This window comes from Saccharopolyspora aridisoli, assembly GCF_004348445.1.
Classification (GTDB): domain Bacteria; phylum Actinomycetota; class Actinomycetes; order Mycobacteriales; family Pseudonocardiaceae; genus Saccharopolyspora; species Saccharopolyspora aridisoli.
On sequence record NZ_SMKV01000042.1, the window covers coordinates 1 to 25,880 of the forward strand.

25 protein-coding genes are annotated in these 25,880 nt (G+C 70.4%); 5 read left to right on the forward strand and 20 right to left on the reverse strand.

Annotation, left to right across the window (positions count from 1 at the left end):
- Positions 1-123 precede the first annotated feature (123 nt).
- Entirely contained in the window at positions 124-507 is a 384-nt protein-coding gene (locus tag E1161_RS23520; RefSeq protein WP_132626874.1) for an HAD-IA family hydrolase, read from the reverse strand.
- Between the two features lie 111 nt (positions 508-618).
- On the opposite strand from E1161_RS23520, the gene E1161_RS23525 reads away from it, so the two are divergent.
- Complete coding sequence (locus tag E1161_RS23525) at positions 619-1,014, forward strand: Rv3235 family protein (protein WP_235875256.1); 396 nt, start codon at positions 619-621, stop codon at positions 1,012-1,014.
- On the opposite strand, the gene E1161_RS23530 is transcribed toward E1161_RS23525, so the two are convergent.
- From E1161_RS23530 to E1161_RS23560, 7 genes are all read right to left on the reverse strand, one after another.
- Positions 1,011-2,159, reverse strand: a complete 1,149-nt coding sequence (locus E1161_RS23530) for a GAF domain-containing sensor histidine kinase (RefSeq protein WP_132626876.1) — start codon at positions 2,157-2,159, stop codon at positions 1,011-1,013. The two genes, E1161_RS23525 and E1161_RS23530, sit on opposite strands and share 4 nt — an antisense overlap.
- 56 nt (positions 2,160-2,215) lie before the next feature.
- Complete coding sequence (gene cydD / locus E1161_RS23535; RefSeq protein WP_235875257.1) at positions 2,216-5,446, reverse strand: thiol reductant ABC exporter subunit CydD; 3,231 nt, start codon at positions 5,444-5,446, stop codon at positions 2,216-2,218.
- Entirely contained in the window at positions 5,443-6,465 is a 1,023-nt protein-coding gene (gene cydB, locus E1161_RS23540; protein ID WP_132626878.1) for a cytochrome d ubiquinol oxidase subunit II, read from the reverse strand. The genes cydD and cydB overlap by 4 nt, the downstream gene beginning before the upstream one ends.
- A 9-nt stretch (positions 6,466-6,474) precedes the next feature.
- Positions 6,475-7,992 (reverse strand): cytochrome ubiquinol oxidase subunit I, encoded by a 1,518-nt coding sequence (locus E1161_RS23545; RefSeq protein ID WP_132626880.1) that lies wholly within the window; start codon positions 7,990-7,992, stop codon positions 6,475-6,477.
- Between the two features lie 173 nt (positions 7,993-8,165).
- Positions 8,166-8,852 carry an IclR family transcriptional regulator gene (locus tag E1161_RS23550; protein ID WP_132626882.1) on the reverse strand — a complete coding sequence of 229 codons (687 nt, stop codon included), beginning with the start codon at positions 8,850-8,852 and terminating at the stop codon, positions 8,166-8,168.
- Positions 8,853-8,856: 4 nt separating this feature from the next.
- A complete protein-coding gene (locus E1161_RS23555; RefSeq protein WP_132626884.1) occupies positions 8,857-10,062 on the reverse strand; it encodes a fumarylacetoacetate hydrolase family protein in 1,206 nt (401 codons plus the stop codon).
- Entirely contained in the window at positions 10,059-10,940 is an 882-nt protein-coding gene (locus tag E1161_RS23560; protein WP_268951418.1) for a hypothetical protein, read from the reverse strand. Before E1161_RS23560 ends, E1161_RS23555 begins: the two co-directional genes overlap by 4 nt.
- A 335-nt stretch (positions 10,941-11,275) precedes the next feature.
- On the opposite strand from E1161_RS23560, the gene E1161_RS23565 reads away from it, so the two are divergent.
- Positions 11,276-12,058: a DUF2470 domain-containing protein gene (locus E1161_RS23565; protein ID WP_132626886.1), complete on the forward strand. Its 783-nt coding sequence runs from the start codon at positions 11,276-11,278 to the stop codon at positions 12,056-12,058.
- 73 nt (positions 12,059-12,131) lie between these two features.
- On the opposite strand, the gene E1161_RS23570 is transcribed toward E1161_RS23565, so the two are convergent.
- Entirely contained in the window at positions 12,132-12,509 is a 378-nt protein-coding gene (locus E1161_RS23570; RefSeq protein WP_132626888.1) for a hypothetical protein, read from the reverse strand.
- Positions 12,510-12,643: 134 nt separating this feature from the next.
- Between E1161_RS23570 and E1161_RS23575 the strand changes: the two genes are divergently transcribed.
- From E1161_RS23575 to E1161_RS23585, 3 genes are all read left to right on the forward strand, one after another.
- Positions 12,644-13,453, forward strand: coding sequence for a CPBP family intramembrane glutamic endopeptidase (locus E1161_RS23575; RefSeq protein WP_235875258.1), 810 nt, complete (start codon positions 12,644-12,646; stop codon positions 13,451-13,453).
- 119 nt (positions 13,454-13,572) lie between these two features.
- The gene (locus tag E1161_RS23580; RefSeq protein ID WP_235875259.1) at positions 13,573-14,793 is read left to right on the forward strand and encodes an arginine deiminase; all 1,221 of its coding nucleotides are present in this window, start codon (positions 13,573-13,575) and stop codon (positions 14,791-14,793) included.
- Between the two features lie 269 nt (positions 14,794-15,062).
- Entirely contained in the window at positions 15,063-15,623 is a 561-nt protein-coding gene (locus E1161_RS23585) for a ferritin (protein WP_132626894.1), read from the forward strand.
- A gap of 27 nt (positions 15,624-15,650) precedes the next feature.
- Here E1161_RS23585 and E1161_RS23590 read toward each other — a convergent pair whose 3' ends face one another.
- The 11 genes from E1161_RS23590 to E1161_RS23640 all read right to left on the reverse strand — a co-directional run bounded on the left by E1161_RS23590 (position 15,651) and on the right by E1161_RS23640 (position 25,823).
- On the reverse strand, positions 15,651-16,175 hold the full coding sequence (locus tag E1161_RS23590; protein ID WP_132626896.1) for a hypothetical protein: 525 nt from the start codon (positions 16,173-16,175) through the stop codon (positions 15,651-15,653).
- A complete protein-coding gene (locus E1161_RS23595) occupies positions 16,175-16,753 on the reverse strand; it encodes a SigE family RNA polymerase sigma factor (protein WP_408012034.1) in 579 nt (192 codons plus the stop codon). Before E1161_RS23595 ends, E1161_RS23590 begins: the two co-directional genes overlap by 1 nt.
- A gap of 296 nt (positions 16,754-17,049) precedes the next feature.
- Positions 17,050-17,997 carry a DUF5926 family protein gene (locus E1161_RS23600; RefSeq protein WP_132626900.1) on the reverse strand — a complete coding sequence of 316 codons (948 nt, stop codon included), beginning with the start codon at positions 17,995-17,997 and terminating at the stop codon, positions 17,050-17,052.
- A 24-nt stretch (positions 17,998-18,021) separates the two neighbouring features.
- Positions 18,022-18,807: a glycerophosphodiester phosphodiesterase gene (locus E1161_RS23605; RefSeq protein WP_132626902.1), complete on the reverse strand. Its 786-nt coding sequence runs from the start codon at positions 18,805-18,807 to the stop codon at positions 18,022-18,024.
- Positions 18,808-18,858: 51 nt separating this feature from the next.
- Positions 18,859-19,770 carry a DUF4328 domain-containing protein gene (locus E1161_RS23610; RefSeq protein WP_235875260.1) on the reverse strand — a complete coding sequence of 304 codons (912 nt, stop codon included), beginning with the start codon at positions 19,768-19,770 and terminating at the stop codon, positions 18,859-18,861.
- Complete coding sequence (locus E1161_RS23615) at positions 19,767-20,123, reverse strand: rhodanese-like domain-containing protein (protein WP_132626904.1); 357 nt, start codon at positions 20,121-20,123, stop codon at positions 19,767-19,769. The genes E1161_RS23610 and E1161_RS23615 overlap by 4 nt, the downstream gene beginning before the upstream one ends.
- 169 nt (positions 20,124-20,292) lie before the next feature.
- Positions 20,293-21,816, reverse strand: coding sequence for a solute symporter family protein (locus E1161_RS23620; protein WP_235875263.1), 1,524 nt, complete (start codon positions 21,814-21,816; stop codon positions 20,293-20,295).
- A 104-nt stretch (positions 21,817-21,920) separates the two neighbouring features.
- On the reverse strand, positions 21,921-22,235 hold the full coding sequence (locus tag E1161_RS23625; RefSeq protein WP_132626942.1) for a DUF485 domain-containing protein: 315 nt from the start codon (positions 22,233-22,235) through the stop codon (positions 21,921-21,923).
- Positions 22,236-22,576: 341 nt separating this feature from the next.
- Positions 22,577-24,319, reverse strand: coding sequence for a sodium/solute symporter (locus E1161_RS23630; RefSeq protein ID WP_132626906.1), 1,743 nt, complete (start codon positions 24,317-24,319; stop codon positions 22,577-22,579).
- Positions 24,320-24,571: 252 nt separating this feature from the next.
- On the reverse strand, positions 24,572-24,976 hold the full coding sequence (locus E1161_RS23635) for a DUF485 domain-containing protein (RefSeq protein ID WP_132626908.1): 405 nt from the start codon (positions 24,974-24,976) through the stop codon (positions 24,572-24,574).
- 10 nt (positions 24,977-24,986) lie between these two features.
- Positions 24,987-25,823, reverse strand: coding sequence for a LytR/AlgR family response regulator transcription factor (locus tag E1161_RS23640; protein ID WP_132626910.1), 837 nt, complete (start codon positions 25,821-25,823; stop codon positions 24,987-24,989).
- Positions 25,824-25,880: the final 57 nt, after the last annotated feature.

Consider the following 25,880-nt stretch of genomic DNA (forward strand, 5'->3'; position numbering starts at 1 on the left):
GTTCTCGGGGCCCCGTCAGGCCCGGCCCGGTTTTCCCGGCCCGTGTCGCTCTGACTTGGAATACTTTACGCACCCCGAAAAACGCCGTGAACACCACCCCCCTCCTAAGGGTGAAACCGCAGGTCAGGCGCCAAGTTCGAGGTCGAAGAGGGCTTGGAGCTCCATGACCGTGGATTCGAGGTCCGAGTGGTGGATCCCGACCATTCCCGCATCCACCGCGCCATCGACATTGCGGCGGAGGTCGTCGACGAACACGCACTCAGCCGGTTCGAGTCCGAGGCGGCGCGCAGCGAGCCTGTAGATCTCGGCGTCGGGTTTGGCGAATCCGACGACTCCGGACAGGACGACCGCGTCGAATGCCTCCGGCAATGCCGGGTCCGCGAGTTGGTCGGCGTTGGAGACGACGGCGGTGCGCACTCCGACCCCGCGCACCGCTCTCGCCACCGAGGCCATCCCCGGTTCGTCGAGCACCCCGGCGTAGTCCAGCAACAGTCCTCGCAGATCCACGTGAAGCACCGTAAGCCACACGATCGAGTGATACCGGCTGAAAAGTGACCGAAACAGGGGTCCTCGCGCCTCTTCCACGTCGAAGGCGAAATCAACGACGTGGGAGGCCTCATGACCGCAATCCGGCCCAGCACCGAACATCTCCGCCGCACCGATGCACCGCTGCCCGCCATCCCCGACCCCCGTCAACGCACCGCGGTGTCGGTGGCCTCGGTGATCGGCAGGCAGGTCTTCAACGTGCTGGCCGGGCGATCAGGTGCGAGAAGCGTGCGCGAACACCTGACCGCGACGGTGTTCGGCAACCTCCTCGGCCTCCGACTTCGGGGAGCTGACCACCCGGAATACCGACTGCGCTCGGTGCACGCCTGCGCGATCGGCGACTCGGCGGTGGAGGCGTGCTTGGTCGTGGGCGCTCACCGGGTCCGCGCGCTGGCGCTGCGACTCGAACGGCGGGCGGAGCGCTGGGTCTGCACCCGGCTGTCCCCGGTCGAGCGGAGCGCGATCTAGGCGAGCGGAACTTCCCAGGTGACCGTCGTACCGCTGTCCGGGGAGGAGGTGAGGGTGCAGCGGCCACCGGCAGCGGCGGCGCGTTCTTCGAGGTTGCGCAGGCCGCGCTTGCTCACGTCGCGGGGAATGCCGCAGCCGTCGTCGACCACCTGCAAGCGCAGTCCCGGCTCGGACCGGCGGACCCGGACCAGGACGGTGCGGGCACCGGAGTGGCGGACGACGTTGGACAGCGCCTCGCGCAGCGCGGCTCGTGCGTGATCGGCCACGGGTACCGGTACGTCGGTGAGGTCGCCGTCGATCTCCAGCTTCGGCGGCCGCCCCAGGAGCTCGCCAGCGATCTGCACCTCGGAGCGGATCGAGTCGTCGAGCGCGGGTGCCTGGGTGGGCGTCTCGGGGTCGGCCGAGCGCAGCGTGCGGGCAGTGGCGCGGACTTCGGCGATGGCCTGGTCGATCTGCTCGACGGTCTCGGCCAACCGGTCGGCGTCGGCGGTGTCGAGGCTGCCCGCGACCCGTCGTTGCAGCACGTCCAGCTGCACGCCGGCGGCGTAGAGGCGCTGCACGATCACGTCGTGCAGGTCGCGGGCGATGCGTTCGCGCTCCTGGTAGACGGCGATCCGCTGGCGGGCGGTGGAGCCTTCGGCGAGCACGAGCGCGAGTCCGGCCTGAGCGGCGAAGGAGGTGAGCACGTCGACGGCGACGCGGTTGAACGTCGAGGCGCCGCGCCGACGGTAGACGGCGAGCGCGCCGAGACGCCGTTCGCGAGTGCCGAAGGGAGCGACGGCGAACGGGCCGTAGACCCGCAGCGACGCGGGAACGTACGGCGCGGTCAGCGGGTCGTCGATCAGGTCGTCGACGACCACCGGAACGCCGCTGCGCGCGACGCGGGCGGCCGCGGAACGGGAGGACAGCACGGTGCCGACGGGGTCGGCGAGCGGACCGGTCGCGCTCGGTGCGCCGTAGGCGGCTTCGACGGTGAGCCTGCCGTCGTCGGAGCGGACGGTGACCACGCCGAGGTCCGCTTCGGCGAGTTCCGCGGCGCGGCGGACGACCAGCGGCAGCACAGCCTCGGGATCTTCCGCGGACAGCGCCACCCTGGTGATCTCGGTGGACGCGGTGAGCATCCGCCTGGCGAGAGTGGAATCCATGACGCTTTCGAGGTTATAGCGCCCGTACACGCGGTGAAGGGAGTTGCGACTGCGGTTCATGACACATCCGCCGTGGTCACAGCTGAGACGGTGCCACCGTCCACCCGCAGCACGAGGTCGGCACCCGCGGTCTCGGTGCTCCGGTGCGTCACGTGCACGACGGTCCGGCCTCGGAGGTCGGTGCGCAGCCGGTGCAGCAGCGCGTCGGCCGTCTCGGCGTCGAGGTGTGCGGTGGGCTCGTCGAGCAGCACCAGGTCTGCGTCGGCGAGCAAGGCGCGGGCCAGCGCGAGCCGCTGGGCTTCGCCGCCCGAGAGCTCGGTTCCGCCGCTGCCGACCGGTGTGTCCAGGTCCCAGCCGGTCAGCGCGGCGGCGTCGAGCGCTTCGGCGAGTTCGGCGTCGGACGCGCGTGGAGCCGCGAGCCGCAGGTTCTCGCGGATGGTGGTGGTCACCAGCTGCGGATCCTGCGGGCACCAGGCCACGCGCTCAGGCACCCGGGCCAGGCCGCGCGCGGCGGGCAGGAAGCCGAGCAGCAGCGCGAGCAGGGTCGACTTGCCCGCTCCGGAAGGTCCGACGACGGCCACGTGCGATCCCGCGGGCACGTTCAGGTCGACGCCGGTGAGCACCGGTTCGCCGTCGGGCCAGGCGATGTCGACGTCGACCAGGTCGATCTCGCCCTCGGTGCGGCTCAACGACGCCTCGGTTCCCTGGCAGGTGAGGAAGGGTGCGATTCGGTCGTGGGCAGTGCGCATCGAGCGCCACTGCTGCGCGGCGGGCGGCAGCAGCGCGACGGCTTCGGCCGCGGCCAGCGGGACGAGCCCGAGCAGCGGTGCGAGTTCGGGAGCCAAGCGCCCTTCGGCGACCGCGACGGCCGCGAGGTGGGCGCTGCCGAGCACTGCGGCACCGATCAGCAGCGTGTGCACGGCGGTCGCAGCACCGGTCCCGAACGCGGCATGGCGCGCGCGGGCGGCCAACCGCGCGTCCGCGGCAGCGAGTTCGGCTCGGCGGCCGGTGTGCGCGCCGAAGGCGAGCAGCTCGGCGGCGCCGTCGAGCAGGGCCAGCACCCGCGCGGCCACGACGCGACGGCCTTCGGAGACCGCGTCGCTGGCTCGGCGTTCGGCGATCACCGCCGCGGCGGGGGTCGCCACGCTCGCCGCAGCCAGCGCGGCGGCGAGCACGAGACCGGCTTCGGGCAGCACCAGCGCTTGCACGACGACGGCGGCGACGAGCACCGCGACCGCGATCAGGGGTGGCAGCAGGACGCGTGGGATCAGGTCGCGGACCTTGTCGACGTCGTCAACGAGTCGCGCCACGCCCTCGCCGCGCCGGAGTCCGGAGGTGCGGACCGGTCCTAGGCGGACCAGCCCTGACCACAAGCGTTCCCGCAGTTCACCGGCGGTCCGGAAGGCGGCGTCGTGGGTGACGAGGCGTTCGAGGTAGCGCAGCGCGGCACGCGAGAGCGCGAAGGTCCGGACACCGACGACCGCGACGGACAGCGTCAGGATCGGAGGTTGCTGGGAAGCGCGCGCGATCAGCCAGGCGGACACGGCGGTGAGCGCGAGACCGGACAGCAACGACAGCGCTCCGAGTCCCGCGCCGGCAAGCATCCGGGAGCTGATCACGTCGCGCAGCCGTCCACGGCCGGTCACCGCTTCCCCGGCCTGCGCTTCGACGGCCGGAGCGCAGGTCTCGACCTCGGCGCCTTCACCGGTCGGGCGGTGACTGGCCAGGACGACGGTCGCGCCCGACGCCGCCGCGCGTTCGATCGCGGTGTCGACGTGCCGCGCGCTGACCGCGTCCAGGTGCGCGGTCGGTTCGTCGAGCAGCAGGAACGTCGCCGAACCGCGCAGCCGCAGCAGCGCGCGGGCGACGGCGACGCGCTGCCGCTCGCCGGCCGACAGCTCGTCGATGCGGCGGTCCCGCAGGTGGCCGGCGGACGCCTCGGCCAGCGCCCCGTCGACGTGCTCCGCCAGGTCCGGCTGATCAGCGGTGGCCACCATCAGCTCGTCGCGGACCGTTCCGCCGGTGAAGGTCGGGTGTTGCGGGACCCAGGCGATCCGCCGACGCCACTCCGCGACGTCGGGGGTGGCTCCGCCGCAGGTCACCGTGCCGGAGTTGGGTCGCGTGAAGCCGAGGAGCACCGACAGGGTCGTGGATTTCCCGCTGCCGCTGGGGCCGACGTCGCCGAAGGCGAGTCGCACCACGGATCCGGGCCGCGCGGTGAAGCTCAGCCCGTCCGGCACGTAGGCGCCGCGGCGGCGCACGCGCAGTCCGGACACCCGCAGCACGCCGGGCTCGTCGTCCGGCGAGCCGGAGATCGCGAATCCGGTTCCCTCGGGTTCGGACACGATCTCGTCCACTCGGCGGACGGCCTCCACACCGTCCTCGCTGGCGTGGTGCGCGGCACCGACCGCGCGCAGCGGCAAGTAGCACTCCGGGGCCAGGACCAGCACCAACAGCCCGGTGGTCAGGTCGAGTTCGCCGGCGACGAGCCGCAGTCCGATGCCGACGGCGACCATCGCCACCGACAACGACGAGAACAGCTCCAGCACCAACGCGGACAGGAACGCGATCCGCAGCGTGGCGACTGTGCTGCGGCGGTGCTCCTCGCTGACCCGGCGCACGACCTCGCGCTGCGCCCGAGCGCGGCCGAACGCGGTGAGCACCGGCAGCGCGCGGATCAGTTCCAGCAGGCGTGCGGACAGCCGGTGCTCGGAATCGGTGGCGCGGGCGATGCGCTGCTCGGTGTAGCGGCCGACGAGCCAGGCGAACAGCGGGATGAGCGGCACGGTCAGGACCACGACCAGCGCCGACAGCCAATCGGACCAGAGGATCCAGGCGCCGACCAGCGGCGGCACGATCGCGGCGGTGACCAGCGCCGGCAGGTACTTGGTGAAGTAGGCGTCCAGCGCGTCCAGACCGCGGGTGGCCAGCGCGGTCAGCTCGGCGGGCCCGCGCTGGCCGATCCACTCGGGCCCACGCCGAAGGGCGGAGTCCAGCAGCAGCGCGCGCAGTTCTTCCTTCGCCCCGGCGGCGGCACGGGCGGACACCGATTCGGTCGCCCAGCTCAGCACCGCGCGGGCGATCACGGCGGCGGCCAGCACCACCAGCCGGTCGCTGATCTCGGCGGCGGGCACGCCGCGCACGACGACGTCGGCGAGCGCGCTGCAGATCGCCCACGCCTGCGCGATGAGCGCGATCGCGTTGCCCGCGGCGAGCAGTCCGGCGACCACCAGAGCGCGCCGGGTCGCGCCGGACAGCCGGGGCAGCGCGCCGAGCGGCCCGGTCACGGCGCGTGCACCGGCGGGATGTGCCCGGTGCCGATGCGCTTGCGGAACACCCAGTAGGTCCAGCCCTGGTAGACCATCACGGCCGGTGTTCCGAACGCGGCGACCCACGTCATGATCATCAGCGGGTAGTCGCTGGCGGCGGTGTCCTCGATCGACAGCGAGAACGCCGGGTCCACGGTGGACGGGATGACGTTCGGCCACAGCGCTCCGAACAGGGTCACCACGACGCCGGTCAGCGCGACGGCCTGCAGGAAGAACGCCTGTCCCTCGCGATCCGCGGCGACCCTGGCGATGCCGAGCAGTCCGGCCACCAGTGCTATGACCAGCGGGATCCAGGTCCAGGCCGAGCCTCCGCGGAACTGGGCGAGCAGCACCAGCGCGACCACCGGCAGCAGCAGCGGGACGCCCGCGCGCAACGCGAACCGCCGGGCGCGCAGCCGGATCTCGCCCTCGGTCTTGAGCGCCAGGAAAACTGCACCGTGCAGCATCGAGAAGGTGACCACGGCGATCGCGCCGACGACGCTGGGCAGGGTGAAGATCGTCCACCAGCCACCGACCCGGTCACCGTTGGCGTCCAACGGCAGGCCGAAGACGTTGGCGGACAGGACCAGACCCACCATCGCCGGTGCGATCCAGGACGCCAGCACGATCACGGTGTCCCAGGTGCGGCGCCAGCGGTCGGTGTCGACCTTGCCGCGGTACTCGAAGGCGACGCCGCGACCGATGAGCGCGAGCAGCAACAACAGCAGCGGCAGGTAGGCGGTGGAGAAGAGCGAGGCGTACCAACCGGGGAAGGCGGCGAAGGTGGCGCCACCGGCCACGATCAGCCAGACCTCGTTGCCATCCCAGACCGGGCCGATGGTGTTGATCATGACTCTGCGGTCGGTGTTGCCGTGCTCGCTCCGCCGGGGCCCGAAGATCGGCAGCAGCATGCCGACGCCGAAGTCGAAGCCCTCCAGGAACAGGTATCCCAGCCACAGCAGGGCGATCACGAGGAACCACAAGGTGGGCAGGTCCATCTCGGCCTCTCAGTACGCGAAGGACAGGGCTTCGTCGGAGTCGGACTCCCCCGGTTCCTTCTCCGGTGGCATCACGGCCGCGAAACCTCCTCGGGCGAAGCGGATCATCAGGAAGACCTCCACGACCAGCAGCACCCCGTACAGCGCGGTCAGGCTGATCACCGAGGTCAGCATCTCGCCGGGCGTGACGCCGGAGGACACGGCCGAGGCGGTGTACATGAAGACTCCGTCCACCCCGGACGGGTTCGGGTTCGGCGCGACCACGAACGGCTGGCGCCCCATCTCGGTGAACACCCAGCCCGAGATGTTGCCGGCGAACGGCGCTCCGATGCCCAGCAGCGCCAGCGGCGCCCACAGCTTGCCCTTGGGGAAGCGCTGCTTGCGGGTCAGCCACAGCACGACCAGGCCACCGAGCGCGGCCAGGCCGCCGAAGCCGATCATGAACCGGAAACCCCAGTAGGTCACCGGCAGCAGCGGCTGGTAGTCGATCGGCTGGCCGGCGAACTGCCCCAGCTTCGGGTCGTTCGGGTAGTGCGTGCCGTACTCGGCCTGGTACCTGGGGATCAACTCGTTGACCCCGTCGACCTCGCTGGTGAAGTCACCTTCAGCGAGGTAGGAGAGGATGTAGGGCACGGTCAGGCTCTTGACGTCCTCGCAGTCGGGGCTCCTGACGTCGCCCACCGCGAAGATCGAGAAGCTGGCCGGGGCCTCGCTGTGGCACAGCGCTTCCGCCGAGGCCATCTTCATCGGCTGCTGGTCGAACATCAGCTTGCCCTGGACGTCGCCGCTGATGGCCAGGCCGGTGAAGGCGACGACCGCCACCCAGGCGCCGAGCCGCATCGACCCGTGCCAGGTCCGCCGGTCCTCCTCGTCGACGGGCTCCCCGGTCTCGTCGGCCTGCTTGCGCTGCCGGACGATCTGCCAGGCCGCGATGCCGATGAGGAACCCGCCCGCGACGGCGAAGCAACCGAAGATCGTGTGCGGGAAAGCGGCGAGCACCGTGGAGTTGGTCAGCACCGCCCAGATCGAGATCAGCTCCGGCTTGCCCTCGACCACGCGCACGCCGACCGGGTGCTGCATCCACGAGTTGGCGGCCAGGATGAAGTACGCCGACAGCACGGTGGCCAGCGAGAACGCCCACGCGCACGCCAGGTGCACGCCCTTGGACAGCCGGTCCCAGCCGAAGATCCACAGGCCGAGGAAGGTCGACTCGACGAAGAACGCGAGCAGGCCCTCCATCGCCAGCGGCGCGCCGAAGACGTCACCGACGAAGCGGGAGTAGGCGCTCCAGGCCATGCCGAACTGGAACTCCTGCACGATGCCGGTGACCACGCCCATGGCGAAGTTGATGAGCATCAACTTGCCCCAGAACTTGGTCATCTTCAGGTATCGGCGGTTCCCGGTCCGGTACCAGGCCGTCTGCATTCCGGCGACCAGGATCGCCAGTCCGATGGTCAGCGGCACCATCAGGAAGTGGTAGACGGTCGTGATCCCGAACTGCCAGCGCGCGATGTCGAGCAGATCCACAACACCACACTGCCGTTCCGCGCGCCCGCGCGCGCAGAGGCAAGGGCCCCCCATCGGCCGGTCGAGCGTCCTGGTTCCGACGGGACCAAGGTCCTCCTCCACGCAGCGCGACCTCGGCCACCCGCCCGGAACGACCTTCCGACACGATCAGGTTGAAGGCCCGACGCGGACCGTCATCGCAGGGCTTCGGCCACGGACTCGGCCGTCTCGACGACCATCGGCCCGATCTCGTCGGCCGCGATCGGCTGCAGCGCCACCACTCCGACGCTGGCGCGCAGCCCCGGGACCCCACGCACCGGCGCGGCCACGCCGAAGGCGCCCTGCTGCAGGTCACCGCCGCTGGAGATCCACCGCGGAGAGCCCGCCGGCAGGTCCACCGCCTGCCCGGCGGCACCGCGCTGGACGGGATGACGCGTGCCCACCCGGTAGGACACGTGGTAGCTGGTCCAGGACGGTTCGACGACCGCGACGGCCTGCGCCTCGCTGCCGTCTGCGACGGTCAGGTGCGCGGTGGCTCCCACCTTCTCCGCCAGCCCGCGCAACGCGGGCGTGCAGGCGACCCGCAGCTGCGGCAGGACCCGTCCCGCCAGCCACAGCACTCCCAAGCCCAGCCGGACCCGAGATCCTTCACGACGCACCAGGCCACGGCTCTGCAGCGGTCCGAGCAGCCGGTACACCGCGGCGCGGCTCACGCCGATGCGGGTGGCCAGATCGCTGATCGTGGGCGCTTCGCTCTCCGCGTCGGCGACCGCCTGCAGCAGGCTCAGCCCGCGCTCGAGCGTCAGCGAGCTCTCCTTGGTGCCCGTCGGCCCCTCGTGCTGCAGGCGCGGAGCGGCGTGCGCCGGATCGGGTTGGGCCATCGCGTCACCTCCGAGCCGCCGCGAGCACCGTGCCGGTCACCTCGCCGAGCCCGACGACCGAACCGCCGGGACCCGGCGCACTGCCGCTCAGTGTCACCCGGTCGCCGTCCTGGAGGAAGGTCCGCTGCTCACCGTCGGAGAGCGTGACCGGATCCGATCCTCCCCAGGTCAGCTCCAGCAGGCACCCGCGCTGGTCGCGCTCGGGCCCGGACACGGTCCCGGAGGCGAACAGGTCGCCCGGCCGGGCCGGTGCCCCGCCGACGGTCATGTGCGCCAGCTGCTGGGCGGGCGACCAGTACATGTCGGCGAACTTCGGCTGCGCCAGCAACGTCTCGTTGCAGCGCACCTCCAACCGCAGGTCGAGGCCCCACGGCTCGTGCTCCACCAGGTACTGCTGCAACGGCTGCTCCGGCGGCGGAACCGCGACCCTGGCGGCTTCGAGGGCTTCCAGCGGCGTGATCCAGCCGGCGATGGAGGTGGCGAAGGACTTGCCCAGGAACGGGCCGAGCGGCTTGGACTCCCACGCCTGGACGTCGCGCGCCGACCAGTCGTTGACCAGCGCGACACCGAAGACGTGATCGGCGAACTCGGAAGTGGGGATCTGCGCGGCGGCCTCGCCGCCGCAGACGAACCCGACCTCGGCCTCGAAGTCCAGTCGCCGGGTCGGGCCGAACGCCGGGTGCGCGTCACCGGCGGCCTTGCGCTGACCGCTGGGCCGGTGGACGTCGGTGCCCGAGACGTGGACCGTCCCGGAGCGACCGTGGTAGGCGACCGGCAGATGCGTCCAGTTCTCCGGCAGCGGCGCCGAACCGCGCGCCAGGATGCGGCCGGCGTTCTCGGCGTGGTGCCGGGAGGCGAAGAAGTCGACGTAGTCGCCGACGGTGAACGGCATCGACAGCGTGTGCCAGTCGGTGCGCACCAGCTCCGCACCGGAGGGCGCGCGGTCGGCGGTCACGATGCCGGTGAGCCGTTCCCGGAGCTCGCGCCAGGCGTCGCGGCCCGCGGCGAGCAGCGGGTCGAGGGAGTCACCGGAGATCAGCTCCGCCAGGCGAGGACCGAGTTCACCCGCGATGGCGCGCAGCGGCAGGGCGTGCCGCCCGACGCGCACGGCGACCACCGGACCGTTGCCCGTGACCAGCACCCCGTACGGGAGGGTCTGCGGACCGAACGGCTTGTCCGGGGTGAACTCCGCGTCCTCGATCCAGCTCACAGCAAACCCCAACCTTCCAGTTCGGCGACGGGGTCCTTCAGCGAGCACGAGCCGTACGAGGCGAAGACGTCGCGCACCGCGTTGGCCGCGTCGTCGGACAGCGAGCGGGCCTCCTCGGCCAGCGCGGCACCATCGGTGCTTTCCAGCGCCGCCCGCACATCCTTCCCGGAAAGGGACCGCGCGGTCGCGACGAGCAGGTTGAGGAAACCGTGATGGGTGAACCCGGTTTCGGGATCCTCGCCCCGGACGGCGGCGTGCAGGCCGGTGGTCCCCTTGAACGGCACGTCCAGCGAACCGACGACGGCGAGGAACTCGGCGACTTCGTCGACGGTGGGGACGGCTTCGGCGGTCTGACCGCCGGTGCGCAGCTTCGGCCAGCAGCCGTGCTCGGCGACGCGGCGAACGCCGTCCAGCCAGCCCTCGCCGCCCCGGCGCGGTTCGACGACGCGGGTGATGTCCTCGGGCACGAACTCCGAGACCCGCTCCAGCCAGATGTCGTCCACGTCCGACGGCGCGGGCATCTCGACCATCCGCAGGGCCAGCAGCTCCTGGCGTCCTTCGATGATCGACAGCGCCTTGGGGACCCCGCCCAGACCCGTGTCGCACACCAGCGACAGCGGGACCGGGGAGGACGGCTTGACCTTGGCCAGCTCGGTGATCAGCTCGGCGAGCCGCGACGCCTGGCACAGCATCGGGCCGAGCAGACCGGCGAACTCACCGGCCCGCGCGTCCAGGTGCTCGGCGACCGCCTGCGGCACCGGAGTGGCCGCCTCGTTGCGGTTGCCGGGTGGGAACAGCGCGGCGTCATCGACCAGTCGGGCGAACAGGGGTGGGATGCCGCGCGGACCTGGCGCGCGAAGCTCAACAGCGCTTGACACGGTGGACACGCTAGTGCCGTTGCGGCCAGTGAACAAAGATGCCCGAAAAACGGACGTCTGACCGGGTCATACGCGACTCCCTAGGACGTGTTTGGCCGACATCATGCACCCCTGCGTAGTCAATGCACCCACCACCCGGGTGGTCCGGTCCGAGATACCACCCGCACGGCCCTCCACTCACTACTCCGGTCGGCTCCCCATCACGTCGTCGCACCTGGTAGTAAGGGCGTTGCATTGCGTGGGGAGTCCGCGAGATCCGCGATCCGCTCACCGGACCGGGGACTTTCGCCACGCTCAAACTTAAGTTAGGCTTGCCTAAGTAGGAGGTGAGCAAGGTGGGCGAGAAGACGATCCGCAAGCCGGCCAGACCCAGTTTCGCGGAACGAGCCAGGAGCATTGCCAAGCGTGGCGGGAAAGCAGCACTGCTGCCGTCCGGCGAGGTCTCGGCTCGCGTCGCCCCCTTGCTGCACCACGTGCACCCGGACGGCAGCGCGACCGTGCTGCTGGCAGACGACCACCCGCTGATCGCGGCCTGCTGGCACGCGCCGCGCGGCGAGCTCGCCGCCGTCATCGAGGTCGCCGACCCCACTCCGGTGCGCCTGCGGGAACCGGTCCGCGGACTGCTGTGGCTGACCGGCTGGCTGCGGGTGCTGGACCCCGGAGAGGCCCAACACGAGGTGCTGTCGATCGTCGACGACCGCCCCGACCCGCGGCTGCTGGACGCCGGTCACGGCGCGAGCGTGCTGCGGTTGGAGTCCGCCTCGATCGTGCTGGCCGACGCCGAGGGCACGGATTCGGTGGACTCCACCGATTTCCAGGCCGCGACACCGGACCCGTTCTGCACCTTCGAGGACGACTGGCTGCGGCACCTGGAGCTCTCGCACCGCGACGTCGTCGGTCTGCTCTCCCGGCACCTGCCGGAACAGCTGCGCGGCGGGCACATCCGCCCGCTCGGCCTGGACCGCTACGGCCTGCGGCTGCGCGTCGAGTCCTCCGACGGCGATCACGACGTCCGGCTCGGCTTCTCCCGCCCGGCCGACACCACCGAGCGCCTCGGCTTCGAACTCCGCCGCCTCGTCGGCTGCCCCTTCCTCGCCCAGCAGCGCAAGGGTTCCTGAGCTCGACGACCTGGTCCGAACCGACCGGACGGACTTCGATCGTGATCGGGTTCGGACCAGAACCGCCCCGTGCTCAGGAGGTCTCGTCCGAGAACCACGTCGCCGCACGGGTGATCCGCCCGTGGCGGAACCGCAGCGAGCCGTCGTCCCCGCCGAGGAGGACGGCTTCGGCGACCTGGGCCTGGCGCGTCATCAACCACAGGAACGCGTGCGCCACGGCCCACGCCCGGCCTTCGCGGAGGCCGTCGGAGAAGCGGACCTGCAGGCCGCCCGGATCCGCGTACTGGAACTCCACGAGCACACCGTCGCGGACCCCGAAGAAATCAGTCGCGCCCAGCGCGCAGTTGATCGAATCGAACTCCCGGACCTCCCGCAGCACGCGCATGGCCAGCGCCGGCAATGTCTCGGCCATGGGCTCGGCTTCCTGCGTGCCCCACACGTAAACGTCCACGCCCACCCTCCGGCGTCGGCGACCACTCGTACGACGGGATGCGGGCCTCCCGCGGTTCCAACCGAAATCCCTCCCTCCGCAACGAGGTGCGACATCCGGGTGGCGACAGCACGCCGACGGGTACGGTTCGTCCGGTGAGCACCCTGCGCGCCTGGCTGAGCCCCACACGCCCCGGTGATCCCGAGGAGTTCACCGATCCGGCGGAGCGCAAGGCGATCGGTGTCGAACTGCTCGTGGTGTTCGCGGTGACCCTGGGGATGTCGGGGTTGCAGAGCCTGGTCTCGCTGCTGGACGCGCTCCTGCAGCCGACTCCGCTGGCGCAGCAGCAGGTCGCGATCAACCAGCCGCAGGCCCACCTCGGGCTTCTCGACATGCTGGCGCAACTGGTCAACGTGCTGCGCCTGGTGGCGTGGGGCGCGCTGGGCGCGTTCCTGCTGTGGCGCGGCGGCATGGCGCTGTGGCGGATCGGGCTGGACCGCACCCGGCTGGGCGGGGACGTGCTGCGCGGCGCGGGGCTCGCGGCGCTCATCGGGGTTCCAGGCCTCGGGCTGTACCTGCTGGCGCACGCGCTGGGCCTGAGCCTGACCGTGCAGCCTTCGACGCTGACCGACGCGTGGTGGCGGGCACCGGTTCTCGCGCTCGCGGCGTTCGGCAACGCCTTCGCCGAGGAGGTGCTGGTCGTCGGCTACGTGCTGACGCGGTTGCGGCAGCTCGGTTGGAGCGAGAACCGGTCGCTGTGGCTGGCGGCGCTGCTGCGCGGCAGCTACCACCTCTACCAGGGCTTCGGCGGCTTCGTGGGCAACGTCGTGATGGGCCTGGTGTACGGGCGGATCTGGCAGCGCACCAATCGGCTGGTCCCGCTCATCGTCGGGCACGCGCTGATCGACGTCGTGGCGTTCGTCGGCTACTCGGCGCTGCGCGGCCACGTCAGCTGGCTCCCGTGATCTTGGAATCCCGCATCAAACGCAACGCATCGATGGTTCAGCGGGCAAGAAAGTTCATGTTCCATCGAAAGTGAACGTGATCAGCGACGATTATGTTCGTCCGGGCTAGGCTTCGGGATGTGACTCGACCGCACGTCCAGAGCGAAGTCGGACCGCTGACCTCGGTGGTGCTGCACCGGCCCGGTTCCGAGCTCAAGCGCCTCACGCCGCGCAACAACGACCAGCTGCTGTTCGACGCGATCCCCTGGGTCGACCGGGCGCAGGAGGAGCACGACACCTTCGCCGAGGTGCTGCGCGGACGCGGCGTCGAGGTGCTGCTGCTGCGCGACCTGCTCACCGAGGCCCTCGCCGACGCCCGCGCGCGCGCCGCTGCCGTGCACGCCGGCGTCGACGGGCTCAGGCTCGGCCGCGACGTGGCCGACGCGCTGCGGTCGCACCTGGCCGACGTCCCCGACGCGACGCTGGCCGAGGTGATCATCGGCGGCATGACCTTCGAGGAGCTGCCCGCCGCCGAGGGCGACTCGCTCGTGCGGCGGATGCACCGCCCGCACGACTTCGCCATCGAACCGATTCCGAACCTGCTGTTCACCCGTGACTCGTCGGTGTGGATCGGTGACCGGGTGGCGATCGCGGCGCTGGCGATGCCGGCCCGGCGGCGCGAGTCGGCGATCACCGACCTGATCTACGCCTACCACCCGCGGTTCTCGCACGCGGCCCGCGCGTACGGCGCGCACTCCGCGCCGGTGGAGGGCGGCGACGTGCTGCTGCTGGCCCCCGGCGTGGTCGCGATCGGCGTCGGCGAGCGCACCACCCCCGCGGGCGCCGAGTCGCTGGCCCGCTCGTTGTTCGCCGACGACCTCGCGCACACGGTGCTGGCCGTGCCGATCGAGCAGACCCGCGCGTCGATGCACCTGGACACCGTCTGCACGATGGTCGACCGGGACGCCGTGGTGATGTACCCGGCGATCCAGCACTCGCTGCGCGCCTACGCGCTGCGCCCCAAGGACGGCGAGTTGGACGTGTCCGGCCCGGAACCGTTCCTGGACGCGGCGGCCGAGGCGATGGGCATCGATCGGCTGCGGGTCATCGACACCGGGCTCGACCCCGTCACCGCGGAGCGCGAGCAGTGGGAGGACGGCAACAACACGCTCGCCGTCGCTCCCGGTGTGGTGGTGGCCTACGAGCGCAACGCCGAGACGAACACGCGGCTGGAGGAGGCCGGCATCGAGGTGCTTCGCATCAGCGGGTCGGAACTGGGTTCCGGTCGAGGCGGTCCGCGGTGCATGTCGTGTCCGGTCAGCAGGGCACGACTGGGCGATGAGGGAATCCCGGCCACCTGATGGGGCGAACTTTCGGGTGTGATCGAGACCAAGTCGGAGATCTTGGGCGGACACCGGTTCGAGAACCGCATGCGCTCGCTCGGGGACGAAACTGCAACTGCTCGCACACTCCCCGCTAGAAGCACCCTCACCAGCGAGAACAGCAAGGCAGGCTTGGCTCTACTAATTGAGGCAAGCCTTTCTTCAGTCGCCGGAGAACTAAGGCTAGCCACATCATAATTAGGTTCGCCTGGAATGTAACTGGACCAATTCAAGGTTATATTGATGGCATGGCTGTCACCGCGAAGAAGATTCAGCACAAGGAATCGAAGTTCGAACACCTGCTGCAGGAACAGGTCAAGAACGAGTTCACCGCCTCGCAGCAGTACATCGCGGTCGCGGTCTGGTTCGACGACAACGATCTGCCGCGGCTGGCGTCGTACTTCTACAAGCAGGCGCTCGAAGAGCGGAACCACGCGATGATGATCGTCCAGTACCTGATGGACAACAGCATCAAACCGCAGATTCCGGCCATCGAGCAGGTCCGCAACGACTTCTCCGAAACCCGTGAGCTGATCGCGCTGGCCCTGGAGCAGGAGCGCGAGGTCACCCGGGAGATCGAAACGCTGGCCAAGACCGCCCGCGACGAGGGCGACTACCTCGGCGAGCAGTTCATGCAGTGGTTCCTCAAGGAGCAGGTCGAGGAGGTCTCGTCGATGTCCACGCTGCTCAACGTCGTGGACCGCTCCAAGGGCAACCTCTTCGACGTCGAGAACTTCCTCGCCCGCGAATCCGTGGGCGACGAGGGCACCGACCCCACGGCCCCCAAGGCCGCCGGTGGCGCGCTCTGATGCCCGATCCCCATCACCCCGGGTGGCTCAGCCGCTCGGGGTGATGTGCATTTCGCTGGGCGGGCTCTGCTCCGACGGCGCGGGTTGCTGTGATATCTCCGGGTCTGGCTGCTGGGAGGTCTCCGGATCCGCCGTCTGGGAGGGCGCGGTGCGCAGGATCGACGGGTCGAACGACTCGCTGACCGACGGGTCCGGCTCCTGCGGGTTCGTCCGCGGCCACCGGGTTTCCGGCTTCGACGGCGGCGGGGGGACGTGCCCGGTGAGCGGCGGGGGGACGGATCCGCTCGACGTGAGCGGTGGGGGTACCTGCGGGCCGGGCTGCTCGACCACCGGCGGCCGGGCGGGCTGCAGCGGTGCGTCGTGGTTGACCAGCGCGACTCCCCCGCCCACCAGCAGCGCCGATCCGATCGCGGCGGCCGTGGCGGCGAGCATCCCGTTGCGCTGGCGGCGACGACGCGCGGCGGCGACCAGCGACCACTCCGCGCCGGTGCGGACCGGGACCTCCAGCCGGTCGTCGCGCAGCAGGCGCTGCAGCTCATCGTCCAGATCCATCACACGTCACCTCCCTCGACGGTCTCGCCGAGCCGCTTCCGCAAGGACGTGAGCGCCTTGCTCGCCTGGCTCTTCACGGTTCCGCAGCTGACGCCGAGGGCATCGGCGATCTCCAGTTCGGAAAGACCTTCGTAGTAACGCAGCACGACCACCGCGCGTTGCCTCGGCGGCAGATCCCGCAGCGCCTGCCACACCGGCTCGTTCTCCAGGCGGTCCTGCTGCGGGATCGCCGGGACGTCGGGGAACTCGGCGAGCAGGGTTTCACGACGGGTGCGGCGCCAGCGGCTGATGTGCGCGTTCGCCATCGCCTTGCGCACGTAGGCGGTGGGGTCGTCGGTGGTGCGGCTGATCTTGTTCCAGCGAGCGCCGACCTTCTCCAGCACCGTTTGCACCAGGTCCGCGGCGTCGTGCGGATTGCCGGTGAGCGCGTGGCCGTAGCGCATCAGCCCAGGCAGAGCCACCCGGACGAATTCCGCGAAGTCGTCTTCTGTCGCAGCCATGTCCCCCCGGCGCGCCTGCCCAACAGGTACTCCGGACGCCTCGGCAGCGGCCGGCACGGCAGGCGAGTGCGCGGTCACCCCTCCACCCCCTCGACGCCGGGTACCACTGTGGAGGGGTACGCGAGTAGCCGCCACTTCGTTGCCACCCGCAACCGAGATCACCCGAAAGGAGCACGCGAGCTCAGGCAAGCGACGAAGCCGCTCTCCTCCACCACCCGGGCAGCCGGCACCGCGGGGTGGTGAGCGGCTTCGTGGCCGCGACGCCGCGCATGGGACATGTGGACGTGCACCAGGACTGGCGTGCGGGAGTCCGCGAACCGATCAGGTGCCACCCACCCGTACCGCTGAGCAAGGCGGGTGAACGACCTCGCCGGTCAGCGGATGGTGACCTGGCGGCCGCGGAGGCCATCGCGGGCTCGGCGTTCCGAGCTGGTCAGCGGCTCGTCCTCCAGAGAGGCGAGGGCTTCGTCGATGCGCTGGCCGAGGGCGACCGCCGGTTCGTCCCACTCGCGGGCGTGCAGTTCGCGGTCGAGGTCCCAGACCGGGACCAGCAGGCCGTGCGCGCGGAACGAGCCCGCGTAACGGCTCTCCTCGCCCAGGGCCAGCTCTCCGCGGGCCGACAGCCGGGCCATCGCGGCCAGCAGCTGCTCCTCCGGCTCCGGGCGGACCCAGCGCACGTGCGCCTTCTCGCCGGCGTCGACCCAGTAGGCCGAGGTCACGCCCTTGAGGCGGTCGGTGGGCATGATCGCGGCGTTGGCGCGTTCGAGCGACAGCGCGACCTCACCGGTCGGGTCCACGTCCTCCGGCAGCCACCAGCCGAAGTCGGCGTGCAGCTCGACGTCGAGGGCGACGTCGGGGTCGATCAGGTCTTGCAGCCGGGTCGGAACGGAGCCGGCCTCGGTGGTTTCCGGACCCACGACCGACAGGGACTGGCCGGTCTCGGCCTCCTCGACCCACTCGATCGCACAGGCCAGGTCGCGGCTGATGTCGCCGGAGTGCGTCTGCACCTGGAGGCCCACGAAGCGCACACCGTCGTTGCGGTGCAGCGCAGCGGCCGCCATCGGCAGCACCGTCGCCAGGGTGATCTCCGAGCCGTCGCGCATCGGCAGCTTCGCGATCGCCGAGGGGACGAACTCGCGCAGCGCGACCAGCTCGCACTCGGCGGCCAGGCCCTCGAACGGCCGGGTCACGATCACATCCGCCGAGCCACCGGCCTTGCCGTGGCAGGCCTTGTAGCGCTTGCCCGACCCGCACGGGCAGGGCTGACGGGGACCGACGGCGCCTTCGTGCTGGGCTGGCTTGGTCGCGGCTCGCTTCGACACGGCTGTTCCAATCGCTGGCGGTGACTACCCCGTGACGCTACCGAAGTGGGCGGAATCGGGATCAGCCAGGTGGAGACGGGTCCCCTCGGGCGAGTTGGTCGCGAGGTACCGCACGCCCGCGCTCCGGCACAGATCGATGTCGGCGTGTGCGTCGACCGTCCAGCAGTAGGTGTCGCGGCCCAGCGCGGCGGCGCGCGACACGAAACCCGGGTCCTCGCGCAGCAGCCGCACGTCCGGTCCGGCCAGGTCCGCCCACGGCGGCAGCACGCCACCTCGGCGAGCCCCGGTGTACCGCGAGAACAGCAGCACCGTCGGCACCCGGGGCGCCGCCTCCTTGAAGCGGCGGATCGCTGCGGGCGCGAAGGACATCATGAAGACCTGGGAATCGCGCGGGTCGTCCGGCGCGGCCAGTCCGTGCCTGGCCAGCAGAGCGACCAGCTTGTGCTCGACCAGACCGCCGTAGCGGACCGGGTGCTTGGTCTCCACGAACAACCTCGTCGGGCGCGCGCTCGCGCACGCCATGCCGAGCAGTTCGTCCAGGGTGAGCACGCCGTACTCGGCGGCGGAACGGCCGAAGTCCACCTCCGCCATCGCGGCCACGGTCAGCGCGCTGACCACGCCTCGTCCGCTGGAGGTGCGGTCGATGCGGCGGTCGTGCACGCAGACCAGATGGCCGTCGCGGGTGACCCGGACGTCGCACTCCAGGGCGTCCGCGCCCTGCTCCAGCGCCAGCTCGTAGGCGGACCGGGTGTGCTCGGCGCGGTGCGCAGACGCGCCCCGGTGCGCGACGACCTCAGGAATCTCCGCCACACCACCAGTATCCGAACCGGATGCGAACACCGCCGTCACCTGTGACCCACCTCAGCGGGGGGCCGTGTCGGGGCGCGCAGCACGCGGCGGCGGAGGAGCGGCGCGGACCGCGTGGACCCGCTGCCGGCTCAGCTCAGCCGGGTCCGGCGGCAGCAGCAACCGCATGAAGTGGTCGATGAGCCGCGCGGTCACCACCGCCAGCACCGTGACCAGCGCGTTGTTGACCGCGTGCAGCACGACGCCGTCGGCCAGGGCTTGGACCCCGTCGCGGAACGTCCAACCGAAGGTGAGCAGGCCAACCACCACGGTCGCCGCCCACAGCGCCCACCAGAACCGGACCCGCAGGCTCGGCCAGGGGCGCGCGTCCTCCTCCCGGTCGCCCTCGGCGACCAGCAGCGAGTGCTCCAACTCGGCCACCGCCGCACCCGGGATCAACAGGTTCGCGCCCGGGATCAGGACGCCGGCCACGACCTGCCAGTCCGGCCGGGCGCTGCGTACACCCATCCGCTCGGCCGCCGCGGCCCGCGCGCGCAGACCCCACAGCACCACGAACACTCCGGTCAGCACGCCCATCAGCACCAGGATCAGGCCCGTGGTGCCGACCAGTGCGTCGGAGATCGCCAGCACCGTCCGCGACAGCGCCTCATCCCTGCTGAACAGCAGCAACGCGTAGCGCCACGCCTCGGCGAAGGTCGCCAGCGCCGCGACGCCCGCCGTCACCCACAGGGCGGCGATCGCGGTGGCGGCGGTGGTCCCGGCCCGTTCGGCCTGGTCGACCCGGCCGTTCGTGGGCAGCGCCAGCGGCCAGCGCCAGGCCAGCAGCGGGAAACCCCAGCGCGGAGGCGCCGGATAGGACGGCGGCCCGGTGTACGGGCGCGGCCGTCGCCGCTGCCAGGCGCGGCGCGGACCGCCGGGCGGAGTGGCGACCCACTCCATCCGGTCGTGCTGGGGCGGAGGGGTCACAGCACGTACGGCTCGCCGTCGGACTCATCGGACACCAGCGGACGGCCGAGGGCCGACCAGCCGTTCATGCCGCGTTCGACGTTGACCGCGTCCCAGCCGTTGGCGTTGAGGTACGCGGTGACCTTCGCCGAACGACCGCCCGAGCGGCACACCACGTAGAGCTGGTCGGCCTCCGGGATGTCGTCGAGGCGCTCGACGAGCTTGCTCATCGGGATGTGCACGGCCTCGGGGGCGTGCCCGGCCTGCCACTCGTCGTCCTCGCGGACGTCCAGCAGCACGCTGCCCTGCGGCAGCTCCTCGGGCAGTTCCCCCGGCTCGACGCCGGGCACCTGGCTTGGAGGTGGAGTAGTCACGCCCCGATGCTGCCACGTCGGGCGTCGCTTCGGTGTGAGGGTGTCGTCGGTCCTGGGCCGACCGTTCGTGATCGATGTCGCGTTCGCCCGGTCGAACCGCCACCACCTCGAAACGGAGCGCCCCGGACCTGGGGAGGTCCGGGGCGCGTTCGTCACGAGGTGGATCGGGTCAGTGCTGGACCGCCTTCTCCGCGCCCGCACCCGTGAGGGAGCGGACCTCCATCTCGGCGTACTTCTCTCCGCCGTTCTCGTCCTTGCTCAGGATGGTCCCGAGGTAACCGAGCAGGAACGACAGCGGGATGGACACCAGGCCCGGGTTCTTCAGCGGGAACATGGCGAAGTCCATCGACGGGAACATCGCCTCCTCGCCACCGGAGACCGCCGGCGAGAAGATGATCAGCACGATGGTGATCGCCAGACCACCGTAGATGCTGAACAGCGCACCGGTGGTGTTGAACCGCTTCCAGAACAGCGAGTACAGCAGCGTCGGCAGGTTGGCCGAGGCGGCGACGGCGAAGGCCAGCGCGACCAGGAAGGCCACGTTCTGCCCGTTGGCCGCGATGCCGCCCAGGATCGACACGATGCCGATGACCACCGCGGTGATCCGCGCGACGCGGACCTCCTGCTGCTTGTCGTCGACCTTGCCCTTCTTGATCACGTTCGCGTAGATGTCGTGCGCGAACGAGGCCGAGGCCGTGATCGTCAGACCGGCCACCACCGCCAGGATCGTCGCGAAGGCGACCGCGGAGATGAAGCCAAGCAGCAGCGGACCGCCCAGGTAGGAGGCCAGCAGCGGAGCAGCCGAGTTCACCCCGCCCGGGGCGTCCTTGATCGCGTCCGGTCCCACCAGCGCACCGGCGCCGTAACCCAGGACCAGCGTGAACAGGTAGAACAGGCCGATCAGCCAGATCGCCCAGACCACCGAACGACGCGCCTCCTTGGCGGTCGGCACGGTGTAGAAGCGCATCAGCACGTGCGGCAGACCGGCGGTGCCCAGCACCAGGGCGATGCCCAGCGAGATGAAGTCCAGCTTGCTGGTCTCCGTCTTGCCGTACTGCGCTCCCGGGTTGAGCACCTTCTCGCCGGCGACCTCGGCCGCGTGGCCGAGCAGCGACGAGAGGTTGAACCCGTACAGGGCCAGGACCCAGATCGTCATCACGAAGGCACCGGCGATCAGCAGCGCCGCCTTGATGATCTGCACCCAGGTCGTGCCGCGCATGCCGCCGACCAGAACGTAGAGGATCATCAGCGCACCGACCACGGCGATCACGATGGCCTGCCCGCCCTTGTCGGTGATGCCCAGCAGCAGTGCGATCAGGCCACCGGCACCGGCCATCTGGGCCAACAGGTAGAAGAAGCTCACCACCAGCGTGGACAGCGAGGCAGCCGTGCGCACCGGGCGCTCCCGCATCCGGAAGCTGAGCACGTCACCCATCGTGTAGCGACCCGTGTTGCGCAGCAGCTCCGCCACCAGCAGCAGGGCGACCAGCCAGGCCACCAGGAAGCCGATGGAGTAGAGGAACCCGTCGTAACCGTTGACCGCGATGGCGCCCGCGATGCCGAGGAACGACGCCGCCGACAGGTAGTCGCCGGAGATCGCGATCCCGTTCTGCGGCCCGCTGAACGCGTGCCCGGCGGCGTAGTAGTCCGAGGCGGTCTTGGTGTTCCGGCTCGCCCGGAACACGATCACCATCGTGACCGCCACGAAGATCGCGAAGATCCCGATGTTCAGCAGCGAGTTGCCACCGGTCGCTTCCTGAGCGATCGGCTGGGCGGCGGAAACAGCTTGGAACGTGCTCACTTGCCGCCCCCCTCGACGTCTTCCCGGATCTTCTCGGCGACCGGGTCCAGGTTCTTGTTGGCGTAGCGGACGTACCAGGTCGTGATCGCGAAGGTGGACACGAACTGAAGCAGGCCGAGCACGAGTCCGACGTTGATGTTGCCGACCAGCTTGATGCTCATGAAGCCGTGCGCGTAGTCGGCGAGCAGCACGTACACCAGGTACCAGACCAGGAACAACGCCGATACGGGGAACACGAAGTTGCGCAGTCGCTTGCGCAGTTGGGCGAATTCGGGACTGCTCTGCGCAGCGGCCCAGGTTTCGGCGTCAATACCGGACCCGGACCCGTTTTGGTCCGTGGCGCTCACGGCTCTCCTTCCACAAAGAAAGGCTCAGCTTCGCGTTATCGCCAAGCATGAGCCTGAACCACTCAACGCCGGAACGCTACGGAACTCGACCGAGCGGTGGGTAGGCCCGTTGGGAGTACGCGTGCTAACGATCGAGTGAAGTTAACGCTCCAACAAGAGGCATCGAAATGTGCCTAATGGGAAAATTTTCATTCATACGGAGTATCGTTCGGTCGAAATTCTCGACGGAACGTAATCAACTGCTAGATCACCCACACGGTTGGCGGCATGGGGGAGCATCGGCGGAGCGATTGATACCCACGGCATCAGCGCTCGTGGCGGCCGTGCTTGGGAACCGGTTCGGAGTTCGGCTTGCTGTCCACGAGGCCCAGCCGGTCCGGCGCGTGCAGCCGCAGCATCAGCCGCGCGACACCGCCCGGCACGCGCGCCCGGGTCGCCAGGCTGACCAGGTAGGTCACCGCGAACGCCAGCGGCACCGTGAACAGCGCGGGCTGCGAGGCGAGCTGGGCCCACCAGCCGGTGTGCCCGGCGAGGTGCGAGGCTGAGGCCGAGATCAGCACCAGCGATCCGCCGGTGACCATGCCGCACGCCGCGCCGGCCGCGGTCAGCCCGCGCCACCAGATGCCCAGCACCAGGACCGGGCAGAAGGTCGAGGCGGCCATCGCGAACGCCAGGCCCACGCTGCGCGCGAGGTCGTGGTCGTCCACCGCCAGCGCCAACACCACAGGAACCGCGCAGGACAGCACCGCCGCCGACCGGAAGCGCATCGTCCGGCCCCACAGCACGTCCCGCGCGGACAACACCCCGGCAAGGCTCATGACCAGGCCCGACGAGGTGGACAGGAACGCGGCGAACGCACCCGCCGCGGTGATCGCGGCCAGCGCCCCACCAACCCAGTTGCCCAGCATCGCGTGCGGCAGCAGCAGCACCGCCGCATCCGTCCGGCCGGTGACCAGCAGCTGCGGCACGTACAGCCGGGACAGCAGCCCGAAGATCGTCGGGAACAGGTAGAACGCCCCCAGCAGTCCCAGCACGTAGAGCGCGGTCCGGCGCGCGCCCGCGCCCGACGGGTTGGCGTAGAAGCGGGCGAGCACGTGCGGCAGGCCCATCGTGCCCAGGAACGTCGCGATCAGCACCGAATAGGTCTCCAGCAGCCCGGTCAGCCCGTCCTGCTGGGGTCGCACCCAGTTCGCGTTGTCGGGCGCCGCCCCGGTCACCACCGGAACGGCCGCGCCGGCCGGGAAGCGCAGTTCGCTGCCCGCCCGCACCGGGTGCTCGCCCGGCTGCAGGTACATCGCGCCCGGCTGCCCCGCGTCCTCGGTGGCGGTGAGCCAGACCGGTTCGCTCACCTGGAGCACGACGTCGGTCTCGACGCGGACCGCGGTGTCCTGCTGGAAGAACGGCGTGCGCGGCTCGTCCAGCGCCTGCTGCTGCCCGCCGACCAGGAACACCATCAGCAGCGCGAAAGCGGGCAGGGTGATCGCGAACAGCTTCACCCAGTACTGGAACGCCTGCACCAGCGTCACCGCGCGCAGCGCGTCGCTGACCACGCTGACGTGCACGATCAGCGCCACCACGAGAACCCCCGCGTGGTATTCGAAACCGACGATGGCGGCCAGCGTCATCCCGGCCGCCTGCAACTGCGGCACCAGGTACAGCCAGCCGATGACCACCACGATCACCGTGGACAGCGAGCGCAGGTTCAGCGAGTTCAGCCGCGCCTCGACGAAGTCCGGCATCGTGTAGGCGCCGGAGCGGCGCATCGGCGCCACGACGAACAGCATCAGCGCCAGGTAGCCGGCCGCGAAACCGATCGGGTACCAGAGCGCGTCGACGCCGTCCTTGAGCACCAGACCCGCCACGCCCAGGAACGACGCCGCCGACAGGTACTCGCCGGAGATGGCCGCGGCGTTGCGCTCTTCCCGAACCGGCTTGCGAGCGGCGGAGAAATCGGTGGTCCGAGCCGAGCGCGAGCCCCACAGGCCGATGCCCAGCGTCGCGACGACGATCAGTACGACGCCGCCCAAGGACCACAGATTCGAGAGCATCTCACCCAGCCACCTGGCGTCTCAGAGTCGCACCCACCTTACGCAGAGCAGCGGACGCGCCCGAAGCAGCCGCCAGGCAAGCGACGAAGTCGCTCCTCCCTCGCCCCACCCGAGCAGCTCGCACCGCCGCGGGTTCTCAGACGTCCTCCGGGGAGGACAGCCGTAGCGCCGTGCACGGGACACGCACAGATCTCGGGATCCAGGAGCCAGAGCTGAGGTTGCCACCGCTGAGCAGAGGAGCACATCAGGGACCTATTCCTCCAGCATTCCGAGGAAGTCCTCTTCGTTGCGCTCGGCCTTGCGGGTGAACAGCAGCCCGATGACCACCAGGAACGGGTAGGCCAGGACACCGAGCACCAACCACGGCAGCCGCAACCCGAAGACCTCGATGTCACCGAGGGACGGCACCAACCAGAACGCCAGCGGCAAGCCGAAGAGCACCGCGCCGACGAAGCCGGACAGCAGCAACGCCGCCCGCAGCTGCTTCTCGACGAGGTCTCTGACCAACCCCTCCAGCACTCCGGTCTGCTCGTCGACCTCGACGCGGACGCGGGGGACGTGCGGTCCGCGGCGGTCGGCGAGCACGACGCGCTTGCGCCTCGGCCGGGGCGAGTACTCGCTCAGCCGGGCGCGGACGTCGAAGCCCTCCGGACTCAACCGTTCCCGCTCACTGCTGGCCCCAGTTGTCGCGCGGCGCCTTCACCAGGCGGTCCTTGAGCTCCCTGGTGTGGCGGCGGGACACGGGCAGTTCCTTGGGAGGCCCGCCGCCGAGCACCACCGAGTAGCCGGACGAGGACATCCGCAGTTCGGTGACCAGCGCGAGCGAGACCAGGAACGATCGGTGGATGCGCAGGAACCCTGCTTCGCCCCAGCGCTCTTCCAACTGCGCCAGCGGAATTCGGACCAGGTGGGAGCCCTCGGTGGTGTGCAGCCGCGCGTAGTCGCCCTGCGCCTCGACCCAGCGGACCTCCTTGCGCGGGATCATCCGCGTGGTGCCGGCGAGTTCGACCGGGATGACCTCGTCGTCCTCGGGTGCAGGAGCTTCGAGCGGCTGGGGCGAGCCGCTCTTGCCGGACTGCTGCTTGTTCTTCTCGATGCCGCGCAGCGCGCGGTCGACGCGGTCGGCGTTGGCGGGCTTCATGATGTAATCCAGCGCGCCGACCTCGAACGCCTCCAGGGCGTTCTCCTCGTGCCCGGTGATGAACACCAGCGCGGGCGGGTTGCGGAACGCGGTGAGCACTCGAGCCAGTTCCATCCCCGACAGCCCCGGCATCGAGACGTCCGCGAACACGGCGTCCACAATGGACTTGTCATCGTCGCGGCGGCCGATCAGCTCCGGATCGTCGCTGCGCAGCAGGCGCAGCGCCTCGGCGGCGTCGAAGGCCGTCAGCACCCGCCCGACGCGAGGGTTGCTGCCGAGCAGGAACTTCATCTCGTCAAGCCCGGCTCGCTCGTCATCGACGGCGAGGACGACCAGCCCGGCCGAGTTCTCTCGTGTACTCAATGCAGCGCCATCTCGTGCCGCGCCTTCGGCGCACTGTTCATGTCCCGATGTCCCATC

What these genes read in the sequence shown, in the direction of transcription:
- E1161_RS23525 (WP_235875256.1), top strand. Translation starts at nt 619, where the DNA reads ATGACCGCAATCCGGCCCAGCACCGAACATCTCCGCCGCACCGATGCA.
- E1161_RS23530 (WP_132626876.1), bottom strand. Translation starts at nt 2,159, where the DNA reads ATGGATTCCACTCTCGCCAGGCGGATGCTCACCGCGTCCACCGAGATC.
- cydB (WP_132626878.1), bottom strand. Translation starts at nt 6,465, where the DNA reads ATGGACCTGCCCACCTTGTGGTTCCTCGTGATCGCCCTGCTGTGGCTG.
- E1161_RS23550 (WP_132626882.1), bottom strand. Translation starts at nt 8,852, where the DNA reads ATGGCCCAACCCGATCCGGCGCACGCCGCTCCGCGCCTGCAGCACGAG.
- E1161_RS23585 (WP_132626894.1), top strand. Translation starts at nt 15,063, where the DNA reads ATGGCTGTCACCGCGAAGAAGATTCAGCACAAGGAATCGAAGTTCGAA.
- E1161_RS23590 (WP_132626896.1), bottom strand. Translation starts at nt 16,175, where the DNA reads ATGGATCTGGACGATGAGCTGCAGCGCCTGCTGCGCGACGACCGGCTG.
- E1161_RS23620 (WP_235875263.1), bottom strand. Translation starts at nt 21,816, where the DNA reads ATGGTGATCGTGTTCCGGGCGAGCCGGAACACCAAGACCGCCTCGGAC.
- E1161_RS23630 (WP_132626906.1), bottom strand. Translation starts at nt 24,319, where the DNA reads ATGCTCTCGAATCTGTGGTCCTTGGGCGGCGTCGTACTGATCGTCGTC.